This is a genomic window from Candidatus Arthromitus sp. SFB-mouse-NL (assembly GCF_000709435.1).
GTDB lineage: Bacteria > Bacillota > Clostridia > Clostridiales > Clostridiaceae > Dwaynesavagella.
This window is the reverse complement of the sequence record NZ_CP008713.1, coordinates 213,271-232,417: the sequence shown is the minus strand read 5'-3', so window position 1 is coordinate 232,417 and position 19,147 is coordinate 213,271. Positions and strand designations below refer to the sequence as shown.

13 protein-coding genes and 1 other RNA gene are annotated in these 19,147 nt (G+C 28.5%); all 14 read right to left on the bottom strand.

The window, feature by feature from the left end; genetic code table 11:
* Position 1: 1 nt before the first annotated feature.
* On the bottom strand, positions 2 to 2,101 hold the full coding sequence (locus SFBMNL_RS01100; RefSeq protein WP_042294117.1) for a BglG family transcription antiterminator: 2,100 nt from the start codon (positions 2,099 to 2,101) through the stop codon (positions 2 to 4).
* A 9-nt stretch (positions 2,102 to 2,110) separates the two neighbouring features.
* The gene (locus SFBMNL_RS01095) at positions 2,111 to 3,955 is read right to left on the bottom strand and encodes a PTS mannitol transporter subunit IICBA (RefSeq protein WP_042294115.1); all 1,845 of its coding nucleotides are present in this window, start codon (positions 3,953 to 3,955) and stop codon (positions 2,111 to 2,113) included.
* A 148-nt stretch (positions 3,956 to 4,103) separates the two neighbouring features.
* Positions 4,104 to 4,832 carry a DUF4097 family beta strand repeat-containing protein gene (locus SFBMNL_RS01090; RefSeq protein ID WP_005807344.1) on the bottom strand — a complete coding sequence of 243 codons (729 nt, stop codon included), beginning with the start codon at positions 4,830 to 4,832 and terminating at the stop codon, positions 4,104 to 4,106.
* A gap of 69 nt (positions 4,833 to 4,901) precedes the next feature.
* Positions 4,902 to 5,390, bottom strand: coding sequence for a hypothetical protein (locus tag SFBMNL_RS01085; RefSeq protein ID WP_005807346.1), 489 nt, complete (start codon positions 5,388 to 5,390; stop codon positions 4,902 to 4,904).
* A 28-nt stretch (positions 5,391 to 5,418) separates the two neighbouring features.
* A complete protein-coding gene (locus SFBMNL_RS01080; RefSeq protein WP_005807347.1) occupies positions 5,419 to 5,946 on the bottom strand; it encodes a dihydrofolate reductase family protein in 528 nt (175 codons plus the stop codon).
* A 114-nt stretch (positions 5,947 to 6,060) separates the two neighbouring features.
* Positions 6,061 to 7,524, bottom strand: a complete 1,464-nt coding sequence (locus SFBMNL_RS01075) for an amino acid permease (RefSeq protein ID WP_007440680.1) — start codon at positions 7,522 to 7,524, stop codon at positions 6,061 to 6,063.
* Between the two features lie 116 nt (positions 7,525 to 7,640).
* Positions 7,641 to 13,379, bottom strand: a complete 5,739-nt coding sequence (locus SFBMNL_RS01070; protein ID WP_242838771.1) for a DUF4214 domain-containing protein — start codon at positions 13,377 to 13,379, stop codon at positions 7,641 to 7,643.
* A 275-nt stretch (positions 13,380 to 13,654) separates the two neighbouring features.
* Positions 13,655 to 14,014, bottom strand: a transfer-messenger RNA (tmRNA) gene (gene ssrA, locus SFBMNL_RS08145).
* Between the two features lie 55 nt (positions 14,015 to 14,069).
* A complete protein-coding gene (smpB, locus tag SFBMNL_RS01065; RefSeq protein ID WP_042294112.1) occupies positions 14,070 to 14,531 on the bottom strand; it encodes an SsrA-binding protein SmpB in 462 nt (153 codons plus the stop codon).
* Positions 14,532 to 14,536: 5 nt separating this feature from the next.
* Complete coding sequence (gene rnr, locus SFBMNL_RS01060; RefSeq protein ID WP_042294110.1) at positions 14,537 to 16,615, bottom strand: ribonuclease R; 2,079 nt, start codon at positions 16,613 to 16,615, stop codon at positions 14,537 to 14,539.
* Positions 16,616 to 16,679: 64 nt separating this feature from the next.
* Complete coding sequence (gene secG / locus SFBMNL_RS01055; protein ID WP_005807356.1) at positions 16,680 to 16,910, bottom strand: preprotein translocase subunit SecG; 231 nt, start codon at positions 16,908 to 16,910, stop codon at positions 16,680 to 16,682.
* 14 nt (positions 16,911 to 16,924) lie between these two features.
* Positions 16,925 to 17,704, bottom strand: coding sequence for a shikimate kinase (locus SFBMNL_RS01050; protein ID WP_005807357.1), 780 nt, complete (start codon positions 17,702 to 17,704; stop codon positions 16,925 to 16,927).
* Positions 17,705 to 17,713: 9 nt separating this feature from the next.
* Complete coding sequence (aroQ, locus tag SFBMNL_RS01045; RefSeq protein ID WP_005807360.1) at positions 17,714 to 18,145, bottom strand: type II 3-dehydroquinate dehydratase; 432 nt, start codon at positions 18,143 to 18,145, stop codon at positions 17,714 to 17,716.
* Positions 18,146 to 18,982 carry a shikimate dehydrogenase family protein gene (locus SFBMNL_RS01040; protein WP_005807361.1) on the bottom strand — a complete coding sequence of 279 codons (837 nt, stop codon included), beginning with the start codon at positions 18,980 to 18,982 and terminating at the stop codon, positions 18,146 to 18,148.
* Positions 18,983 to 19,147: the final 165 nt, after the last annotated feature.

The following is a 19,147-nucleotide window of genomic DNA, read 5'->3' as shown; positions in this document are numbered from 1 at the left end:
TTTACCTCTCCTTTATGATACCATTTTCAAATTTCTCTATAATTCCCTTTAATTCTTCCACATAATAAATTGATAATATATTTCTTATATACTCTCTAATAATCAATATATCCTGTTTTTTTAAAATATCTATAAAAGTGTCATCTTTTACTAAATTTGAAGTTAACTCCCCTATAACTTTCCTTAAAACTTTCGTATTTAACTTTTCTGGTATAATAAAATAAAAAATAATATTTAAATTTCCATTATAAATTGGTATATCTTTACTTAATATATAACTCCCTATATATATATCCTTTGAAAATTTGCTTATTGTATGAAGAATTATTATCCCTAATTCCTTTACATAAGAACTCGATATCATCTCTTTTCTTAATATTTCATGAAATATTTCATCCCTATTATAAGAAAGAGTTTTATACACAAAATCTCTGATTACATTTTGTATTGATCCATATGTATCAATTTTATTTACCTTAAAGTTTTCTTCTATAAACTTAATCATATTTCCTAAATAATTTATCACATCTATATCTAATGACTTATTCTTATTTTCTACATTCTTAATAGCTTTGGACTTTAATTTAAATATTTCTTTTATCTTATCATTTATAATTAATATATCACTTATACTTAAATCAACACCAACTTTTATATAGTTCATATTATCTTTTATATCACTTGTTGAAATAATAAAATCTATATTTTCATCATATGAATTCCTAAGTTCATCAAAAGAATCAATCGCATTTATAATAACCACATTTGGAAATTCCTTTGTTATTTTATTATATAAAAAGGAGGTAACCCCTCTCTCTCCCTCTGAATATATTAAAACTCTATATTTAAATTTTGATTGGAGCTTTCTTTCGTAAGCTGCAACTATGTGCATCGTTATATATCCAACTTCACTATCTGGAACCTCTCTCGATATTACATTTTCTAAAACCAAACATGCTTTCTTTGTCGCATCAAATATTTCCTTATACTCTGTTTTCATCATCCCTAAAAATGAATTTCTAATGTTCATATTCATAAATAATCTATTTATAGCAGGTCCAAGATGAAGGCTTAAATTTTTTATAAGATCTCTTGAATCTATAAGAGATATTCCAAGTATCTTTTGAACCTCACATATAATATCTCCTGAAATCTTAATCCTATCTAAACGATCAAAATTAAAATCATCACTATACTCATAATTATCACCGCATATATTATTTGCCTTAAGATGCATTGATATGTAACATATATCCCCATCTTTAACTTCAATTTCAAATTTTTCATCCAATTTATTCAATATCATCTTTGAAATATTAAACTCTATATCCTTTTTAAACTCATTTATCTTAGATAATGGAAATTCACAATTATAAGAATCTTTCATCCTATGAAGCGTTACAATAAGATGAACCATAAGAGATGAATACGCTTTATGCGATAACTTTATATTAAATAATAAAAAAGTCTCTTCTACCACTTGATTTATAATTTTAAGATGTTCCTCAAGCAATCCACCAAAATCATCATATAAATTCAAAGAATAATTTTGGAAAATTAAATACAAATTCCTTCCTGAAAACTTTTCATAAAACAAATAAGAAGAAAGCTCTCTTAATTTATCTTCACTTCCCTCTATATATATCCCTAAACCTTTTTTAGTTAAAAGTTTTAAATCAAACTTAGTTAAAATTTTACTTTTTATGTAATCCAAATCCTTTGAAAAAGTAGAATAAGATATCTTAAACTTATTTAAAAATAAAGTACTCTTAGTTTCTGAATGTAAAATATTCTCAAGTATACATATAACTCTATCATTTTTTGAATATTTAGTTAAAGGATATTCTAAGCTCATCTCTTCTCTCAATTTATTTATCTTTTCATACTCACCATCTAAAAATATCCCAACCCCACTTTTTTTAACAAATAATATCTCCCTCTCATCAAAAAATTCTTCAATAAGATGGAGTTCCCTCATAATAGTTCGAGAACTCACATTTAACTCATTCGATATATCTTTTATTCTTTTGGGATTTTTAAAATTATCAATAAGTATTAAAATTATTTGTTTTTGTCTAAAAGTTAACTTTAATTTACTCATATACAGTTATTACTCTCTTAAAATTATATCTAATATTTCTTTTTTGCTATTACTCTCTTTAAGTCTTTTTAAATTTTCCTCATCTCCAATAATCTCAGCGAGATTTGAAAGTATTCTTATATGATCATCTCCAACTCCAGCAATACCAACAATTAAATAAGCCATATCTTCTCCAAAACAAACCCCATCTCTAAGTTGAATAAATGTTATACCGCTCTTTATAATACTACTTTTAACATCATTCTCTCCATGCGGAATCGCAACCCCCATACCAATATAAGTTGATACTAAAGATTCACGTCTAAGCATTCCATCTATATAATCTTCTTTAACATAGCCATTTTTAAATAAAAGTTTTCCTGCCATTTCAATAGCTTCTTCCTTAGTCTTAACTGAAGCATTTAAAATAATATTATTCTCATTGAAAATATCCTGAGTATTTTTATGATTTCCCTTATTTGATGGACTATCACTATCATTTTTTCTCCCATTCTCCAAAATATTTTTAAATAAATTCTCAATATTTGGATCATTTAAAAAGTTTTGTATTCCTATAACCTGTAAATTTTTATTTGCATTTAAAACTCTATCTTTGAGATTATCATGCGTTACAACAACTTGAGCATCACTTGGTATACTATCTACAGAAGAATAAGAAACTTCTATATTAATACCTTCTTTTTTAAGTCTATTTCTAAACTTTGATGCTCCCATAGCACTAGAACCCATTCCAGCATCACAAGAAAACACTATTTTATTTATATTTGAAAAATCAATTACTACACTTGGAGAATTATTTTTTAAATCTTTCACGCCAGATTTTGCTTTATTTAAATCATCTTCTGACGTTCTCTTTATAAAAAATCCGCTAACTAAAAATGAAACTACAGTTGATACTATTATCCCTAGTAATATTTTAAAAGCATCGCCCTTAGCTGCTAAAAAGAGTATTGAAAATATACTTCCAGGAGAAGGCGTAGCCACAAGTCCAACTGAAAATATAGAAAATATTAAAACCCCACTAACTCCTCCAAGTATAACACTAAGTATTAGCATAGGATTCATTAAAATATAAGGAAAATATATTTCATGAATTCCTCCGAAAAAATGTATAATAGCAGCACCAGTTGCTGACTGTTTCACCATGCCCTTACTAAATACAAAATATGCAAGTATAACACCAAGTCCTGGTCCTGGATTTGATTCTAATAAAAATAATATAGATTTTCCAACTTCCTGAACCTGATTAATACCTATAGGCCCTAATACTCCATGATTGATTGCATTATTTAAAAATAAAACCTTTGCAGGTTCAATAAATATAGACACAAGAGGAAGTAATCCCTTTTCAATTATTGTAAAAACTCCAACAGATAAAAATCCTGTCAATATTGTTATAATAGGTCCTATAAAGATAAGTGATACTATAGCTAATATTAATCCCAAAATTCCTATAGAAAAATTATTTACAAGCATTTCAAATCCTGAAGGAATTTTATCTTCCACATAATTGTCAAATTTTTTAATTACAAATCCACTTATAGGCCCTACAACCATAGCACCGATAAACATTGGTATATCTGATCCAACTATAACTCCACTTGTTGCAATCGCTCCAATAACTCCACCTCGTGTACCTCCGACAGCTCGACCACCAGTATAACCAATCAAAAGAGGTAACAAATACTTAAGCATTGGGTCAACTAAACTTCCAAAAGTTTCATTCGGAATCCATCCTGATGGAATAAAAAATGCAGTTATAAGACCCCAAGCAATAAATGCTCCAATATTTGGCATCACCATACCGCTTAAAAACTTCCCAAATCTTTGCACTTTGCTTTTAAAATTACCCATTTTATTTCTCCTTTTAATATCTCATAATTCATTATAATTATTATAATGAATTATGTTAAACGGTTTCAATTAAAACAAGTTTCATAAATGTCATCAATAATGATGACATTTATATAATAAAAAATAGTGCAAAATGCACTATTTAAAATCAATAATTCACTTTTAACTTCTTCTTACCATTATCTACATTAACTTTTAAATCACCTATCTTATAATTCTCATCTGCATTTGCGTATATAAAATCTCCATTAGAAACATTTACATGAACTCTTTCAGTGTGTACATCAACAAAATCACCATTACCATTTTTAATATCAAGATCAATTGAATCTCCACATACATGCGATAAATACACATCGCCATTAGATTTAGAAAGGTTTATGCTCTTTACCCTACTTGAATCAAGTCTTAAAGCACCATTTCCACACTCAATCTTCAATTCATGTGAAGTTATATCGTATATCTCAATATCCCCATTATTAACTGATATTTCAATATCATTTAGCATTTTATTTATAGGTACTTTTATTAAAACACGTCCACAATTTCCTATTTCCTTAAAATTTTCTTTATTATTTCTTATAATCTTTATAGTTTTTTGATCATGAGATATATCATAAAAAAACTCGTCAACTAAATAACTAGTCTGTATAAAAATATCCTTTATATTCTCATCTCCCAATATCTTTACATCAGTATCTAGTATATCTATCAATATATTTCTTCCCTCTGGCTCACATATGTTATATTCTTGTGTAGTTACCTTCTTTGATTTATAAAAATTGCTTTTCTCTCCTTTTAATACCTTAAATATTATATCCCTAAATATAAAACATAAGATTAAAACGAGAAGTATTATTATATAAATAGTAGACACAAATCAACCCCTCCTTACTTAATACTATTTTAACATATAAAAAAACCTATTGAAATATTTCAATAGGTTTTATAAAAGTTTTTCATAACAACGAAAAAAATATTTCATATTCTCTTTATGTATATCGCCAACAAATCTATAGTTAAATTTTTCAACCGCTCTTATTGTATCCGTATTTAATTCATATATACATCCTCTTACATAATTTAACCTATATTTTCTTGATATATCTTCTGCAAGAAATATAAGTTCTTCTTCAATACCTCTATCCTTATAATTTTTATTAATGGTTATGCTATGAAAAGAAGTACCTGTTATATTTTTACTCCATTTTATATGAGATGAATTTAATATCTCATTGCTACTTATAAATATAAAACCTCCAATATCTGTTCCAATACCCCTTACATAAATATATCCATTTTCTATTCCATCTCTAAAAGTATCCTCTCCTAGATAGTCCAATTTATCATATCCATGTTCTTCCATATCTTCCATTGATTCATTAAAAACATAAACTATTTTATGTAAATCTTGAATGGTTGCTCTCCTTAACACTTAGACAAGCTTCCTTTCTAAAAATATTTTAACATTTACTATACCTTAATATCAAAATCCCATCATCAACTAAATATTTAATCAATTTTAGTTTGATCAAGATATCACTTTCCTGAACAAAGAGTCTCCTACCTTTACCAAGTATAACAGGTATAATTCCTATAATATACTCATCAATTATATTTCTAGATATAAATTGAGTAAGCGTTACTCCCCCACCAAACAAAAATATATTTTTACCATCCTTCTTTAACTCTTCAAGTATTATTGATACTATATCTCCATTTATAAAATGAATATTATCATAATTCTCAAGTTTTTTCGAAGTAGCTACAAATATCTTTTTACCCTCAAAATCTTTATGAAATCCTAGATCATAACAATCTCTTCCCATCAAAACAACATCTACATCATTTAAAAATTCTTCATATCTCCATTTATCATCAGTATCTAAAGAATTATCACCTTGACCCTTTATCCAATCATACTCTCCATTTTCTTTAGCAATATATCCATCAAGGCTCATAGCTAAATTAAGTACAATTTTTCTGCCCATACTTATCTCCTAATATATAAATTTATTAATTTCCTGATTGACCTCATTTAATACAACAATTTTAAATTATTTTTATAAAAACATAAATAAAGCTATAGAAAATTTCCATAGCTTTTAATTCTTATCTATATTTAACTTATTCTTAGAATGTCTTCCCCAACATATAAGAGCAAACCATATAAACACAATAAGCCCTAAAACTTTATAAGCACATATAATTATAGGATTTCCTTCTCCTTCTGGTATAATTCCATTTATAGCATCAAAAATTAACGCTGGCTCAGGGAATATAGACATAAATATCACAAATATCAATATAAGAAATAAAAGTATTCCCATAAAAATTCCGAATCCTCTATTCCCCATTTTAAAATCTCTTTCAATATTATTCTTTTTAAGCCTAAGAACAATATAAGCTATAAGCAAAAAAAGTATTGGAATGAGATAAGTCGCAGCTGTCATATTTATAACAGTTTCAAGAAAACTTTCCAAAGATCCAATGCCAATCCCTGGTATCAACAATAAAACTGTTACTATAATGGCTTGAGCCTTTAGTGCATTATATGGAGTTCCAAACTCATCAGTCTTAGCAACCCAAGTCCCAAATACTCCTTTAGGTATTTCAGAAAATAGAGCTTTAACAGGTACAGATGTCCATATAACAAGCGATCCAAGATTTGAGAGTAGAAGTATTAAACCTATAAATCTATTCATCAACATATTAGGTATTCCAAAATAACCACCTAATATAGAAAAAACATTAAATATTCCGTTTGAATAATTATTTTCTAAAACTTCCCTAGGTACCACGAGTCCTATAGCAACACACGCTAAAGTATACATAATACCAACTAAAATAACAGCTGTTATTATAGTTTTTATAAAAGACTTTATTCCTCCTTTTGTATCTTTAACATAAACTCCTGTGCTTTCAGATCCTCCGAGTGATTGAAGTATCCATGCCATAACCATAAAAAACGTCCAATCAAATTTTGGAGTTAAAGTTTCAACCGTAAACTCTTGTGCTGGAGGATTTTTCATAAAAAACACAAATACAAAAGCTAATATTATAAATAAAATTCCCATTAATATTTTAGCTATACCTGCAATATTTGTAACCTTAGATAAAACTTTTACCCCCTTTATTGAAACATAAGTTCCAATCCAAAAAAGTATAACACTTGCCAAAGCTAAAATAAAAGTACTGCTTTTCCCATCAAACAGATTTCTCCCAAAAAGAGTATAGGATGCATATATTAAAGTGTTTGGAATAAGAGATGTAAAATAAAATAAATTTGCAAAGAAATAAGACCAAGCACCTAAAAACGCCCACTTATCTCCTAAAGAAGTTTTTATCCAGCTATATATGCCCGATTCACTATCTTTATTTATGGATATAAATTCAGCTACTATAAATGTAATCGGAATAAAATAAACTACAGTTGAGAATAAATATCCGGATATGTTGGCTAGTCCTATCTGTATACTATTATTTATTATATTTGGAAAATTAAAGATTGCAGAGAATGTCATAAGAAGTAATGCAATTTTAGATATTTGTTTTCTATTGTTCACCATAAATTAAACTCTCCTTTTATGTTCAACCAATCACATTATAATATAAAATCCATCGTTTAAAAAGGGTAATTTATATATGTAAAAAAGTGGTAAGGAAATCCTCACCACTTTTATTTTTACGCAACCACTCCAGCTGCATCTTGATCTTGTTGTCTCCAGAATATTCCAACCTTATCACAAAGCTTTCCAAACTCTGGTTCGTGAACCATTCTATCAACCAAAACTTCTTGGGCAAGCTTTTTGTTGCCTTGAGCATTTTGAAGATTTTCATTGTATATTCCTATCCAGAATTCAAGTCCTCCCTGATCATATTCCCTATTAACAACTATTTGATATAATGCTGCTATAAGATCATTATCTGCTAAGTTTCTATTTGTAAACTCATCTTCAGCGAACATCAAATTTTTTAAGAAGTACTCGCCATTTAATGTTTTTGGTTTCATTCTATGTGCATACCAATAATTATATCCTTCCTCATCTGGAAATCTCTCAAATGCAAACCAGTATGCATTACTTAACCAATCTTGAGCTAAATCTTCTGGTTGTGTTGTAAACTCAGGAATTATAATTTTGTGAGTTGAGCCATTTTCTAATGGAATTTCCAATTCAATGTTTTTATAAACCTTCTTAGGTATTGTTGGAGCTATTGTAAATCCTGTTCCATCTTCATTAAATGTAGCTGTGAAACCTTGATAAGCCTCATCACCCATACTTAATGAAATAGTTCCTGATGTATCTACTGGAAGTTCTACTGGTATTACAAATTCAGCTGCAGTTCCTTGAATATCCATAGGTATTTCTTCAATTATTGTTTCTTCCCCAAATCCTGCTTGTGTTTCAAAAGTTACCTCAAATGGATCTATTTGAAGTCCTTCTTTGGTTATTTGAACTTTTGCTATATATGATGCCCCACCTTCTAATCCTGTTAAATCCCCTGAAGTTGTTCCTGATCCAGTTGATGTTAAGGATGCTGAATCTGGATAATTTGTTTCATCTGATTTTCTTACAAAAACCTCTGTTTTATCAGCATCTCCAAATGTTATATTAGTTGGATATTTCCAATTAATTTTTGCTCCTTCTGATGTTATTGATGCTTCATCAACTGATGCTGATAAATACGACGCTTTAAATGTTTTCATATACAAAAGTCCTCCGAGATCATAACAAACGGCAACATCATAATCTTTTGATGGATCTTCAATTTTTATGCTCGCATCACCTACAGAGTTAATTTTCTCTCCTAAATACTCTGTATTAGATAACTGCTTTAATAAATTTATATCTTCTGGCATAGGTGTTCCATCAGATTCTTTATGAGCTATTATTAATTTATCTGTCATACTATAATCAGAATCTTCAAAGAAATCTATTGCATTTTTACCATAATTCCATGATATGAGTGCCTCATTGTATTTTAATTGTTCAAGTTTTATATCAGTAAGTGAAAGTCCTGTTGTAGTTAGCTCAAATTGTACTGGCTCGACATAACCATCTTCTAAGTCTAATTCAATTGCTATATCATATTTTGCTTCTGGTAGTAGATAACTTAATTCAATTAAAGTCATATCAGCTATATTAGCAGTATCTGTTTGAACTCCCTCAAATACCAAATTATTTTCATCTATTAAATTGCCATCAGAAAATTCATCCATAGCGTATATTAAAAGTTTATCACCACTAACAAATTCATAGTTATCTGGTGGAGTAATACTTATTAATGCTCTTGTTTCATTAACTTCAGTTGCTTCTGCTTTAATTGGGTTTATCTTATTATTAAACTCTAGTTCTTTTTCATAAGTTCTCTCTCCGACCTTATATTCTAGTTTCATTTTCTGATCAACTCCAAGAGAGCGAGCTAATACATAATCACCAAAAGTATTATTTATACTCTTGCCTGCATCATTTTCTTTATACCTAAGACTATATTCTGGTTCATCTGGATACGCCTCTTCACTTGCAAGTTTTACAAATATCTTTAATGTATCTGCTGGATTAAATACCATATTTTCAGGTTCTACTGTCCAGTTAACTAGTATATCGTATTCCTGATAACTATCCATCTCAAATGACTTTATCTCAAATGATTTTGTTGATATATCAACTTCTTTTTCTATAAAATAGCTATCATCGCCTGTTCCCATAGTAAATTTAATTTTAGATTTATATCTCCTCTCTGGTGTTAATCCCGATACATCAACTGCTGTAACCTCATTCATATCATATTTGCCTACTTCTGGATTCTGAATTGATTCATGAGTTAATGTTAATAGTGGATCACTATAATCTGTGCCAATTCCACTATCTCTTGTTTCTGAATTTACTCCTTCTTCACTAACTTCTTTAACAAAAATCTCTATCTTATCTCCCACTTGAAGTTCATACTCTGGTGGATATTCCCAACCAAATGTTGCAGAAGTTTGATTTGATACATAAACTGTAGCTTTAAGTTCATCAACCTGTGTTTTAAGTTTTACTTCTGCCTCTGAAGTCTTAGTCTCTCCTGCTCTTTCACCCTCTCTTGATCCACTTTCAGTCATAGTATATCTAACTTTTAGAGTATAATCTTTATTAACTCCTAAATTCTTTAAATCTAGAGATTTAAAAGTTTTAAGGTCTCCTGTCTTATCTACATGTTGTGTATGCTGTGGTTCACTTGAAAATACTACAATATTTTCATCTCCACTTCTAGTACTAGCACCTTGAGTCATGGTATAAATTTTTGTAAAATTCGATAAATCATCACTTCTTGATGTCTTAGTATTTTCTTTTATAAATATCTCAACCTTATCACTACTACTAAAACTCTTATCACTAGGTGAAAAACTCCAATTTATTGTACCTGTTTTGGTCTTAACATTCGACGTATTTAATCCTACAATTTGTAAATCAGTTGTTGCTTTAAAGCTAGTTGAAGTACTATAAACTTCTTGCCCATCATTTAAGAATTTAAGTGTAACATCGTAGGTTGCATTTGCTTCAAGATCCGTTAAAGTGTTTTCTTTTGTCGTAACTGCTATTTCTTCATTATTTGGAAGAGACGAATTTCTTGTTGATTCTTCTTTCTTTGTTACAGTTAATTTAACTTTATCATTTGTTCTATTATTTTCCTTATATCCATCTGGATAAGTCCATTTAACTTTTGCAGTCCAATTATTATTTGCAGTTTTAATATCAGTAACATCAATATTAAGTTCTGCATCTACTTGAACTAAAACATACTTATTAATCTTTTTACCTTTGATTGTGTATTCAACTTTAGCGTTATAAAGAGTATTAAATCTTGGAACTTCTATTATTGCCTCTTTCGAAGTTGATGGAGTTAAATTCAAATTCTGTATAGGTGTTTCTGGATACTCTGAGCTAGTACTCTCTTTTAAGAATACTTCTAGTTTGTCATCTTCTCCAAACTCAACTTTACCTTGAGTTTCCCACTTAAGTTTTACCTTTGATATATCTTCTGTCTGATTTTCTGAATTTAATGATGTAATGCTAAAAGCTTGTGTTTTAAAATTAAAATAATTTGAATAACCTTTAAATCCAGATTCTCCAAAATCACCAGGATGCTGAACTAAGTGCTCAAATTGAATCCTATACAACTGATCAGGTTCAAGATTTGTTAATTGTGTTGTTGTCTCATCTGCAGTATATGTCCAAGTTTCTGGGTATACTTGATAAAATACGATACTATCATCTGAAAATGAATTACTAATATCATTCGAACTATTTATTTTCTTAAGACGTATCTTTACATCATGACCAGTCTCTGGAGTATAAGGCGTAGAACTATCTCCATCTTCATTAACAGGAGTACCAACCTTCCATTTAACATTAGCTGTTGTTTGCGTTATATCTTCAACCTTAAGACTTACAGGCCCAGCCTGTGCACAAACTGTTCTTCTATTATATGCACTCTCTCCTTCTTCTCCTTGATCTTTACTAGTTATTATTTGTTTACCACCTATTGTATAAATTAAATCGACATGATAATTTTTTCCCCAACTAGGTACTGTAATCTCAGCTCTTTTAACATTGTTTAAATTCTGTGTAGCAATAAATGCAGGGTTAGAATAATACTGATTATTCGTTGGATAACCTGAAAAAGCACCACTACCATTTGGTTTTATAAAGATTTCAACTTTATCACCTTCATTGAATTGCATATTAGTTGGCTCAAAATCCCAAGTTATATTAACCTTTCTATTTCTAGGCCACGCCTCTTTATGATAAGTATCCTTATATTGACAATTTTCAACTTCAATAAAACCAGTAAGTGCAAAAGGAAGCGTTGTAAAATCTACAAAAGTATTTGTTGTTCCTCTCTGATTATATAAAACAATTTTTGCCTGATAATCAGTTCCTGGAGCCATTCCAGTTACAACAGTTGAACTAGTATTTGAAAAATTAACACCATTATTTCCATGAGCTAAAGTTAACTTTGGTATTGATGAAAAGGTATCACTACTTGCCTTATCCCTTAAAAATATCTCAACTCTATCTCCAGATGCTGGTTGATATCCGCTTGGATAACTCCAAGTAAACTTCGCAGATGTCTCCTTCACTTCTGAAACTGATGAATTTATTGGAAAATATACAAAAGGAATATTTACTGTTGAAGTTCCATTTGTAAATTCGACTAAATAAGATTTTCCTTTCTCAAGAACCTTATTATTTGAAAAATTAACATTATTTCTGGAATTTGACATTACTGCTGAAGTTTTTTCACCAATTTTTGTCTTTCCAAAATTACCTGTAATCTCATAAACATAAAGCTTATTATTTTGACCATTAGTAGAGAAAAAATTTCTCATTTCAGGAGCAAAAGAAACTGATATTCCCGCTGCATCATCTCCTAAAACAGCTATATTCCCAGTATCAAACTTAAGCATTTTTTTTACTTCATAAAAACTTACATAATCCTCTCTTATGTTCTCTGTATTAGTTGATTCAATTTTAAAATAAGGTTTAGTATTAAGATTGATTGAAACATTGGAAAATTCAAAAGTTTTAGAACTTTTACGTTCTCCTATCGCATATCCTCCACTATAATAAATAGATGGCTTATCATTTCCAGTAATATCATTGTCTGAAATAATAGTGATATCAAAATTTCCATTTTCTTTCCTTGAAATTGTTTTTAGTAATGTATGAAGATTTTTAGCAAGCTTATCTTTATTAGTCACAAACCTATGATTAAATTCACGTCCATTTATAGTAGCTCTAACAATATATGACTTATGAATATCTACATTTTGTTTTACATCAGCTATCTTAACATCGCTAGCCTTACATTCTCTAATCGTTTTTGTAACTGTTTTAATCAATGTTCCATTTAAAGATAAAACATCAAATTTAACTGTATCATCATCCAAAAATTTATTTGCCCAAGAAGCAAGTGATTTTTTTGTAATAAATAATTCATTACTATTATTTATACCTACTGATAAATTAAAAATCTGTTCATAATCTTCAAAATAAAAGGTAGCTATTAAATCCTTTGTTTCTCCATCAACATCAACTTTAATATCAAGCTCATAAGATTTTTCATTAATCAATAAATCATCCGTTTTCCAAATTTTTTTATTATTATCATGAGCTTCAAGATGTAAATTGCTTCCTCCTACTTGTTTTAAAACTACACTTTTAATTGAATAACCTTCATTAAGACTTTTCGTAAAATCAAAAGCAATTCTATTATCAATTATTTTAATATCATAATCTATAACAGAAATTGCATTTATTTCAGATGCCTTAACTTCTTTTGGTTTAATTCCAAAGTTAAAAACTAAGAATTCAAATATAAACATAAAACATAAAAAACATGCAAGACTTCTAAATTTTCTAAACGTTTTCCCCAATTTTTCGTTCCTCCTTTTTTAGATAATTAACCAATAAAATACTCTATATAAAAAATTCCCCCCTAAACTTAAAATCAGAATTAGTTCCATTTTAGTCCATGAAACATAACATTTTAGTTATGTATAAGAAAATTAATTTAAATTCTTAATAAACAATTATTATTATTGATTTTTTTATTTATTTTATTCACTATTAGTTAATATTTATAAAACTTCATTAATCTAATTTAAAAAATAAAAAAGAGCGTTAATTATTTAAAATTAACGCTCATACTTGGTGGAGGCGAGGGGAATTGAACCCCTGTCCGAAAGTAGTCATATTTAAACTTCTCCGAGTGCAGTTTATGTTTTAAATTCCCCTATATAACTTCCATAAACAAAATTTATATAAAGTAGCTTCATAAATCCCGTTCCTTAATCAAAGCTTTTTAAGGCTCGTTTCCCTACTTAAATTTTACACCTACATCTACGCCGTAGGACTCGCAAACTAGATGAAGCTAGCTATTAATTAAGCAGCTTGTAAAGAATAATTTTTGTCGTTTACTTTTTTTAGTAAATTTTTTAAGAGAATCCACTAAAACTCTACTCGCTATTTAAATACTCCAGTACCCCCGTCGAAACCAAAATACGCCCCCTTAAAAAAATTATCCTTAACAAGTATACCACCTTAAAAATATTTTTTCAATTATACTACCTATATTTCTCCTTCATAGCTCTATCAATATCTCTTCTATGTTCTCGCTCAAGCATAGAATCCCTCTTATCATAATTTTTCTTACCCTTACAAAGTCCCAAATTTACTTTTATAACTCCATTTTTAACATAAAGAGAAATAGGTATAAGAGAATATCCTTCCTGATTATTTTTTATAAAAAGCTCCGAAAGCTCCTTTTTATGAAGTAATAACTTTCTATCACGAAGCGGATCTCTATTAAATATATTACCCTTCTCATAGGGACTTATATGCATATTTATTATATATAACTCTCCATTTTTAAAAATTCCATAGCTATCTTTTAAATTAACCCCACCAGATCTTATAGATTTAACCTCAGTACCAACCAAAACAATTCCAGCCTCGTAATTCTCCTCAACGAAATAATCATGAAAAGCCTTCCTATTTTTAGATATTACATTTGATTTTTTACTCACGATTTTCACCTACTTAACCCAAAATAAATTTCATTGTTCTCCAAAATAACATTTAAAACCTTTACTTGAACCTTCATACCAATCTTAAACACATTTTTATTCTCTCTTCCAATTAAAGAAATACTCTCCTCATCAAAATAATAATCATCATCCTCCATATCATTAATATGAACAAGCCCCCTTACAGTGTTTGGAAGATCAACAAAAAATCCAAAACTCGTCAATGATGATATTATTCCAGCATACTCTTCACCAATCTTATCTTTCATAAATTCAGCTTTTTTAATATCATATAGTTCTCTTTCACATTCCTCTGCTTCCATCTCTCTTAATGATGAATTCTCACAACAAATAGAGACCTCTTCAGATAAATTTTTAAATAATCTCTCCCCTATACCACCTTTTAAAGATAATTTTATAATCCTATGAGCAACTAAATCAGGATACCTTCGAATAGGTGATGTAAAATGACAATAATATTTAGTCGAAAGTCCAAAATGACCAATACAGTCTTTTAAATATCTTGCCTTTGACATACTCCTTAAAATAAATTTACTTAAAAACATCTCCTCATCTTTACCCTTAAAATGCATAAGCACCTTTTGTATTTGATTTGAATACACCTTATCATTAATCCTAAAATTATAATCTAAATTATGAAGTATATCCCTTAAATTCATAATTTTCTCCATATCAGGTTCCTCATGTATCCTATACGGAAATGGATAATTTAAAAAAAACATATGCTCTGCAATAGTTTCATTACATAAAAGCATAAATTCTTCTATTATATTGTGAGAAAATTTACGCATAAAAGCACTTATATCTAAAACATCTCCATCTTCATTTAAAGATATCTTGCATTCTGGAAAATCAAAATTAATAGCTCCCCTACGCTCTCTCCTACTATTTAATATCTCTGCTAAATCCTTCATATTAAAAATCATCTCGTATATATCAGAAAATTCATTTGTATTGCCATCTATTATATCCTGAACATTGTCATAAGTTAATCTATATTTAGTTCTTATTACACTCTCAAATATATCATAACGAGTTACTTCACCAGACTTATTTATAACCATCTCACAACTTAAAGTAAGTTTATCCGTTCCAGAATTTAAAGAACATAAATCATTTGATAACTCTTTGGGAAGCATTGGCACAACCTTATCTATTAAATAAACAGAAGTTCCTCTCTTTAAAGCCTCCTTATCAAGCTCACTTCTATATCTTACATAATGACTAACATCTGCTATATGTACAGAAAGTATATACTCCTCCCCTTGTCTTTTAACATAAACCGCATCATCTAAATCTTTAGCATCACTTCCATCAATAGTAACAATAGGTAAATCTCTTAAATCTCTCCTAGAACTTAATTCATCCTCAATAACCTCCATATGAAAACGTTTGAGTTCATTTAAAACTCCCTTAGGAAAATCTTCTTTTAAATTGTACTTCTTCATAAGAACACGCATATTAATATCTTTTCTGTCCTTATTCCCAAGTATATCACTAACTATTCCCTCAGGCTTTTTACCCTCGCTTGGATACTTTGTTATCTTAACAGAAACAATATCCCCACTTTTAGCACCCATTTTATATTTCTTTGGTATATAAATATCATAGTTTATATTATAATTTCTTGGAATAACAAATCCAAAAAATTTTGAGTCCTGATACTCTCCGATTATCTCTTTATTATAATGCTCAATTACATAAATAACCTCTCCAACTTTCCTTATACTAGTGCACTTATCCTCTATAAGCCTAACAATTACAGTGTCTCTATCCATACATCCATTTAATGAAGTTCTAGGTATAAAAATATCGTTTTCCTCTTCAAGTAATAAGAATCCAAATCCTTTTCTAGTACCCTCATAAACTCCAAAATAAATATCTTCCTTCTTACTTTTTACAAATCTCCCATCTTTATCTTTAAATATAACTCCATCATTTTTAAGCTTATCTAAACTCTTATTAAATAGTTTTATATTAGAACTCTTAAGTTTCTTTAACATTTCTTTATAATTTAATTTCAAATCATCTATATAAATACACTTTAATATTTTTTCAATCATAATTTCCTCCATAAACAAAAAAACTTTATTTAAATTCGAAAATCTAAATAAAGTCCTAAAAATTCTATAATAGAATATTAATCAAAATCGTATTTAAAGCAAATAATATCGCTAGTAAATACGTTATTTTAACAAGTTTCGCTTCCCTTGTTTTAGATTTATTTTTATTAAAGAATGTTTCTTGAGATCCTGTCATAAATCCCTTAAGTCCATCAGCTTTACTAGGTTGCATCAACACAATAATCAAAATACCAATTACAAGTATAAACTGAATTGTATAAAGAAAAGTTTGCATCTCAAAATTCCTCCCTACATTATTCTAGATATATAATGGATTATTTTATCTGTAGACATATCGTCTATATTTATCTCATAATCCTTAACTTTATTATAAATTTCATGCCTAGATTTTATAAACTTTTGTATATAATTTATATTTAAATTTTGCTTAAGAAGAGGCCTATCCTTAGTACTCCTATTTAAGTTATACAATATATTTTCTGCAGAGGACCTTAGGTAAATTAATTTTCCAGATGACTTCAAATATTTAACATTTGATTTATTAAGCACGCTTCCTCCACCTGTTGAAATCACCCCACGAAATCCATTAGCAACATTTCTAATTACATCACTCTCAATTTTTCTAAAATATTCCTCGCCAAGAGATGAAAATATCTCTCCTACTTTCATCATCAATCTTTTTTCAACCTGATAATCCGTATCCAAAAATTTAACGCCTAACTTCCTTGAAAGTATCCTTCCAAGTGTAGTCTTACCACAACCCATAAATCCAATAAGCACAATATTCTTCTTATAAATTTTCCTATACTGTATATCACGACTAACTTCCATTATTATATTTATAATCTTTTCAAATTCTTCTTCGTGATATTTTTTAAAATATGTATGGTTCATATTTTTCAAAAAATCATTCTTGATATCCTCTTCTCTCTTCCTATCAAGAATTGGTTTTCCATTCTTTTCTTTGTAATTAGAAACCTTAAGAACCCAATTATATCTCTGCTCAAGTATCTTCAAAATCTTATAATCACAATTAACAATTTTGCTCCTGTAAACTTCTAAATCCATTCCAAACCTCTAAAATATTTCTCTTAAAGCATAAAGTGCCAAAACATATGAATGCTTACCAAAACCACAGATTTGACCTAAACATGCCTCGGATATAACACTCCTTTTTCTAAAATCCTCCCTTGAAAATATATTAGATAAATGAACCTCTATAAATATCTTATCTACAGATAATATAGCATCATATATAGCATAACTATAATGAGTAAATGCACCTGCATTTATCACAAAACCATCATAATTTTCAAATTCATTATAAATTTTATTTATAATTTCTCCCTCGTGATTACTCTGGTAAAAATCAACAGAAATAGAAATCTTCTCTCCCTCTAACTTTATATAATCATTTATCTCATCTAAGGTTTCATTCCCATAAATATAATTTTGACGCCTACCCAAAAAATTTAAATTAGGCCCATTTATAACAAGTACTTTTTTCAATTAATCCTCCGAAAAAATCTTTGTAAATTCATTATATATATTAGAAACATCCTCTTGATCTATAGTACAATCTCTCCAAATTTCTTGGGACTTTATCGCTTGATAAAAAACCATATCGCGACCATCAATAAGCATTAGATTATTATTCAAAAATTTGCTCAAAAAATCTGTAAGCTTTCTAACACTATAATTCACATCATAAACAAAACTTAAAACATCTAAATTACCCAAATTTAAATTACTCATTATACTTGTCGTATTTACCAACCCAAAATATGTACCTTGTACTTTATCCAATACATCAATATCAATTTCATATCCACCGTGCATATCATGTATTAACTTTTTGAGAACATTTAATTTTTCAGTATTTCTAGCACGCACATATACATTCGCTCCCAAATCAATTAAAGAGCTTATAACTATTCTAGAAGTAGCTCCGCTTCCCAAAACCAATACATCCTTACCACTAACTTTGTCTTTGTAATCTTCGAATCCTTTTAAAAAACCATAAGCATCGGTGTTGTATCCTATAGTTTTACCATTTAAAACCTTAACAGTATTAACACACCCTATTTTCTTAGAAAAATCATCTAACTCATCTAAATACTTTATTATGTTAATCTTGTGAGGAGAAGTTACATTAAATCCTTGAAAATTACTCTTCAACAAACTAAAATTATACACTAGTCCATCAGAAGTAATTTTAAGCTTAGAATACATTTTATATGTTTCATCAAAATAATTAAAAATAGTTCTATGTATAAACGGAGAAATGCTCTGATATACCGGATCTCCTATAACAGAATATTGTTCATAATTAATCATAAAACTCATTATATTCTCCCTATAAAAGTACTACCATACTTCTTTACAAGTATTTTTATATCCAAAAAAATAATATCACAAATAATGATTAAAATAAATAACATTTAAATTTTAATTAACTTTTCCATTAGTATATATAAAAATTATAACTATTTATATATGTTTTTATTCAAT

Bases quoted from the DNA above. Each gene is read 5' to 3' on its own strand.
- SFBMNL_RS01100 (WP_042294117.1), bottom strand. From the start codon at position 2,101: ATGAGTAAATTAAAGTTAACTTTTAGACAAAAACAAATAATTTTAATA.
- SFBMNL_RS01095 (WP_042294115.1), bottom strand. From the start codon at position 3,955: ATGGGTAATTTTAAAAGCAAAGTGCAAAGATTTGGGAAGTTTTTAAGC.
- SFBMNL_RS01080 (WP_005807347.1), bottom strand. From the start codon at position 5,946: ATGGGCAGAAAAATTGTACTTAATTTAGCTATGAGCCTTGATGGATAT.
- SFBMNL_RS01075 (WP_007440680.1), bottom strand. From the start codon at position 7,524: ATGGTGAACAATAGAAAACAAATATCTAAAATTGCATTACTTCTTATG.
- rnr (WP_042294110.1), bottom strand. From the start codon at position 16,615: ATGATTGAAAAAATATTAAAGTGTATTTATATAGATGATTTGAAATTA.
- secG (WP_005807356.1), bottom strand. From the start codon at position 16,910: ATGCAAACTTTTCTTTATACAATTCAGTTTATACTTGTAATTGGTATT.
- SFBMNL_RS01050 (WP_005807357.1), bottom strand. From the start codon at position 17,704: ATGGATTTAGAAGTTTACAGGAGCAAAATTGTTAATTGTGATTATAAG.
- SFBMNL_RS01040 (WP_005807361.1), bottom strand. From the start codon at position 18,982: ATGAGTTTTATGATTAATTATGAACAATATTCTGTTATAGGAGATCCG.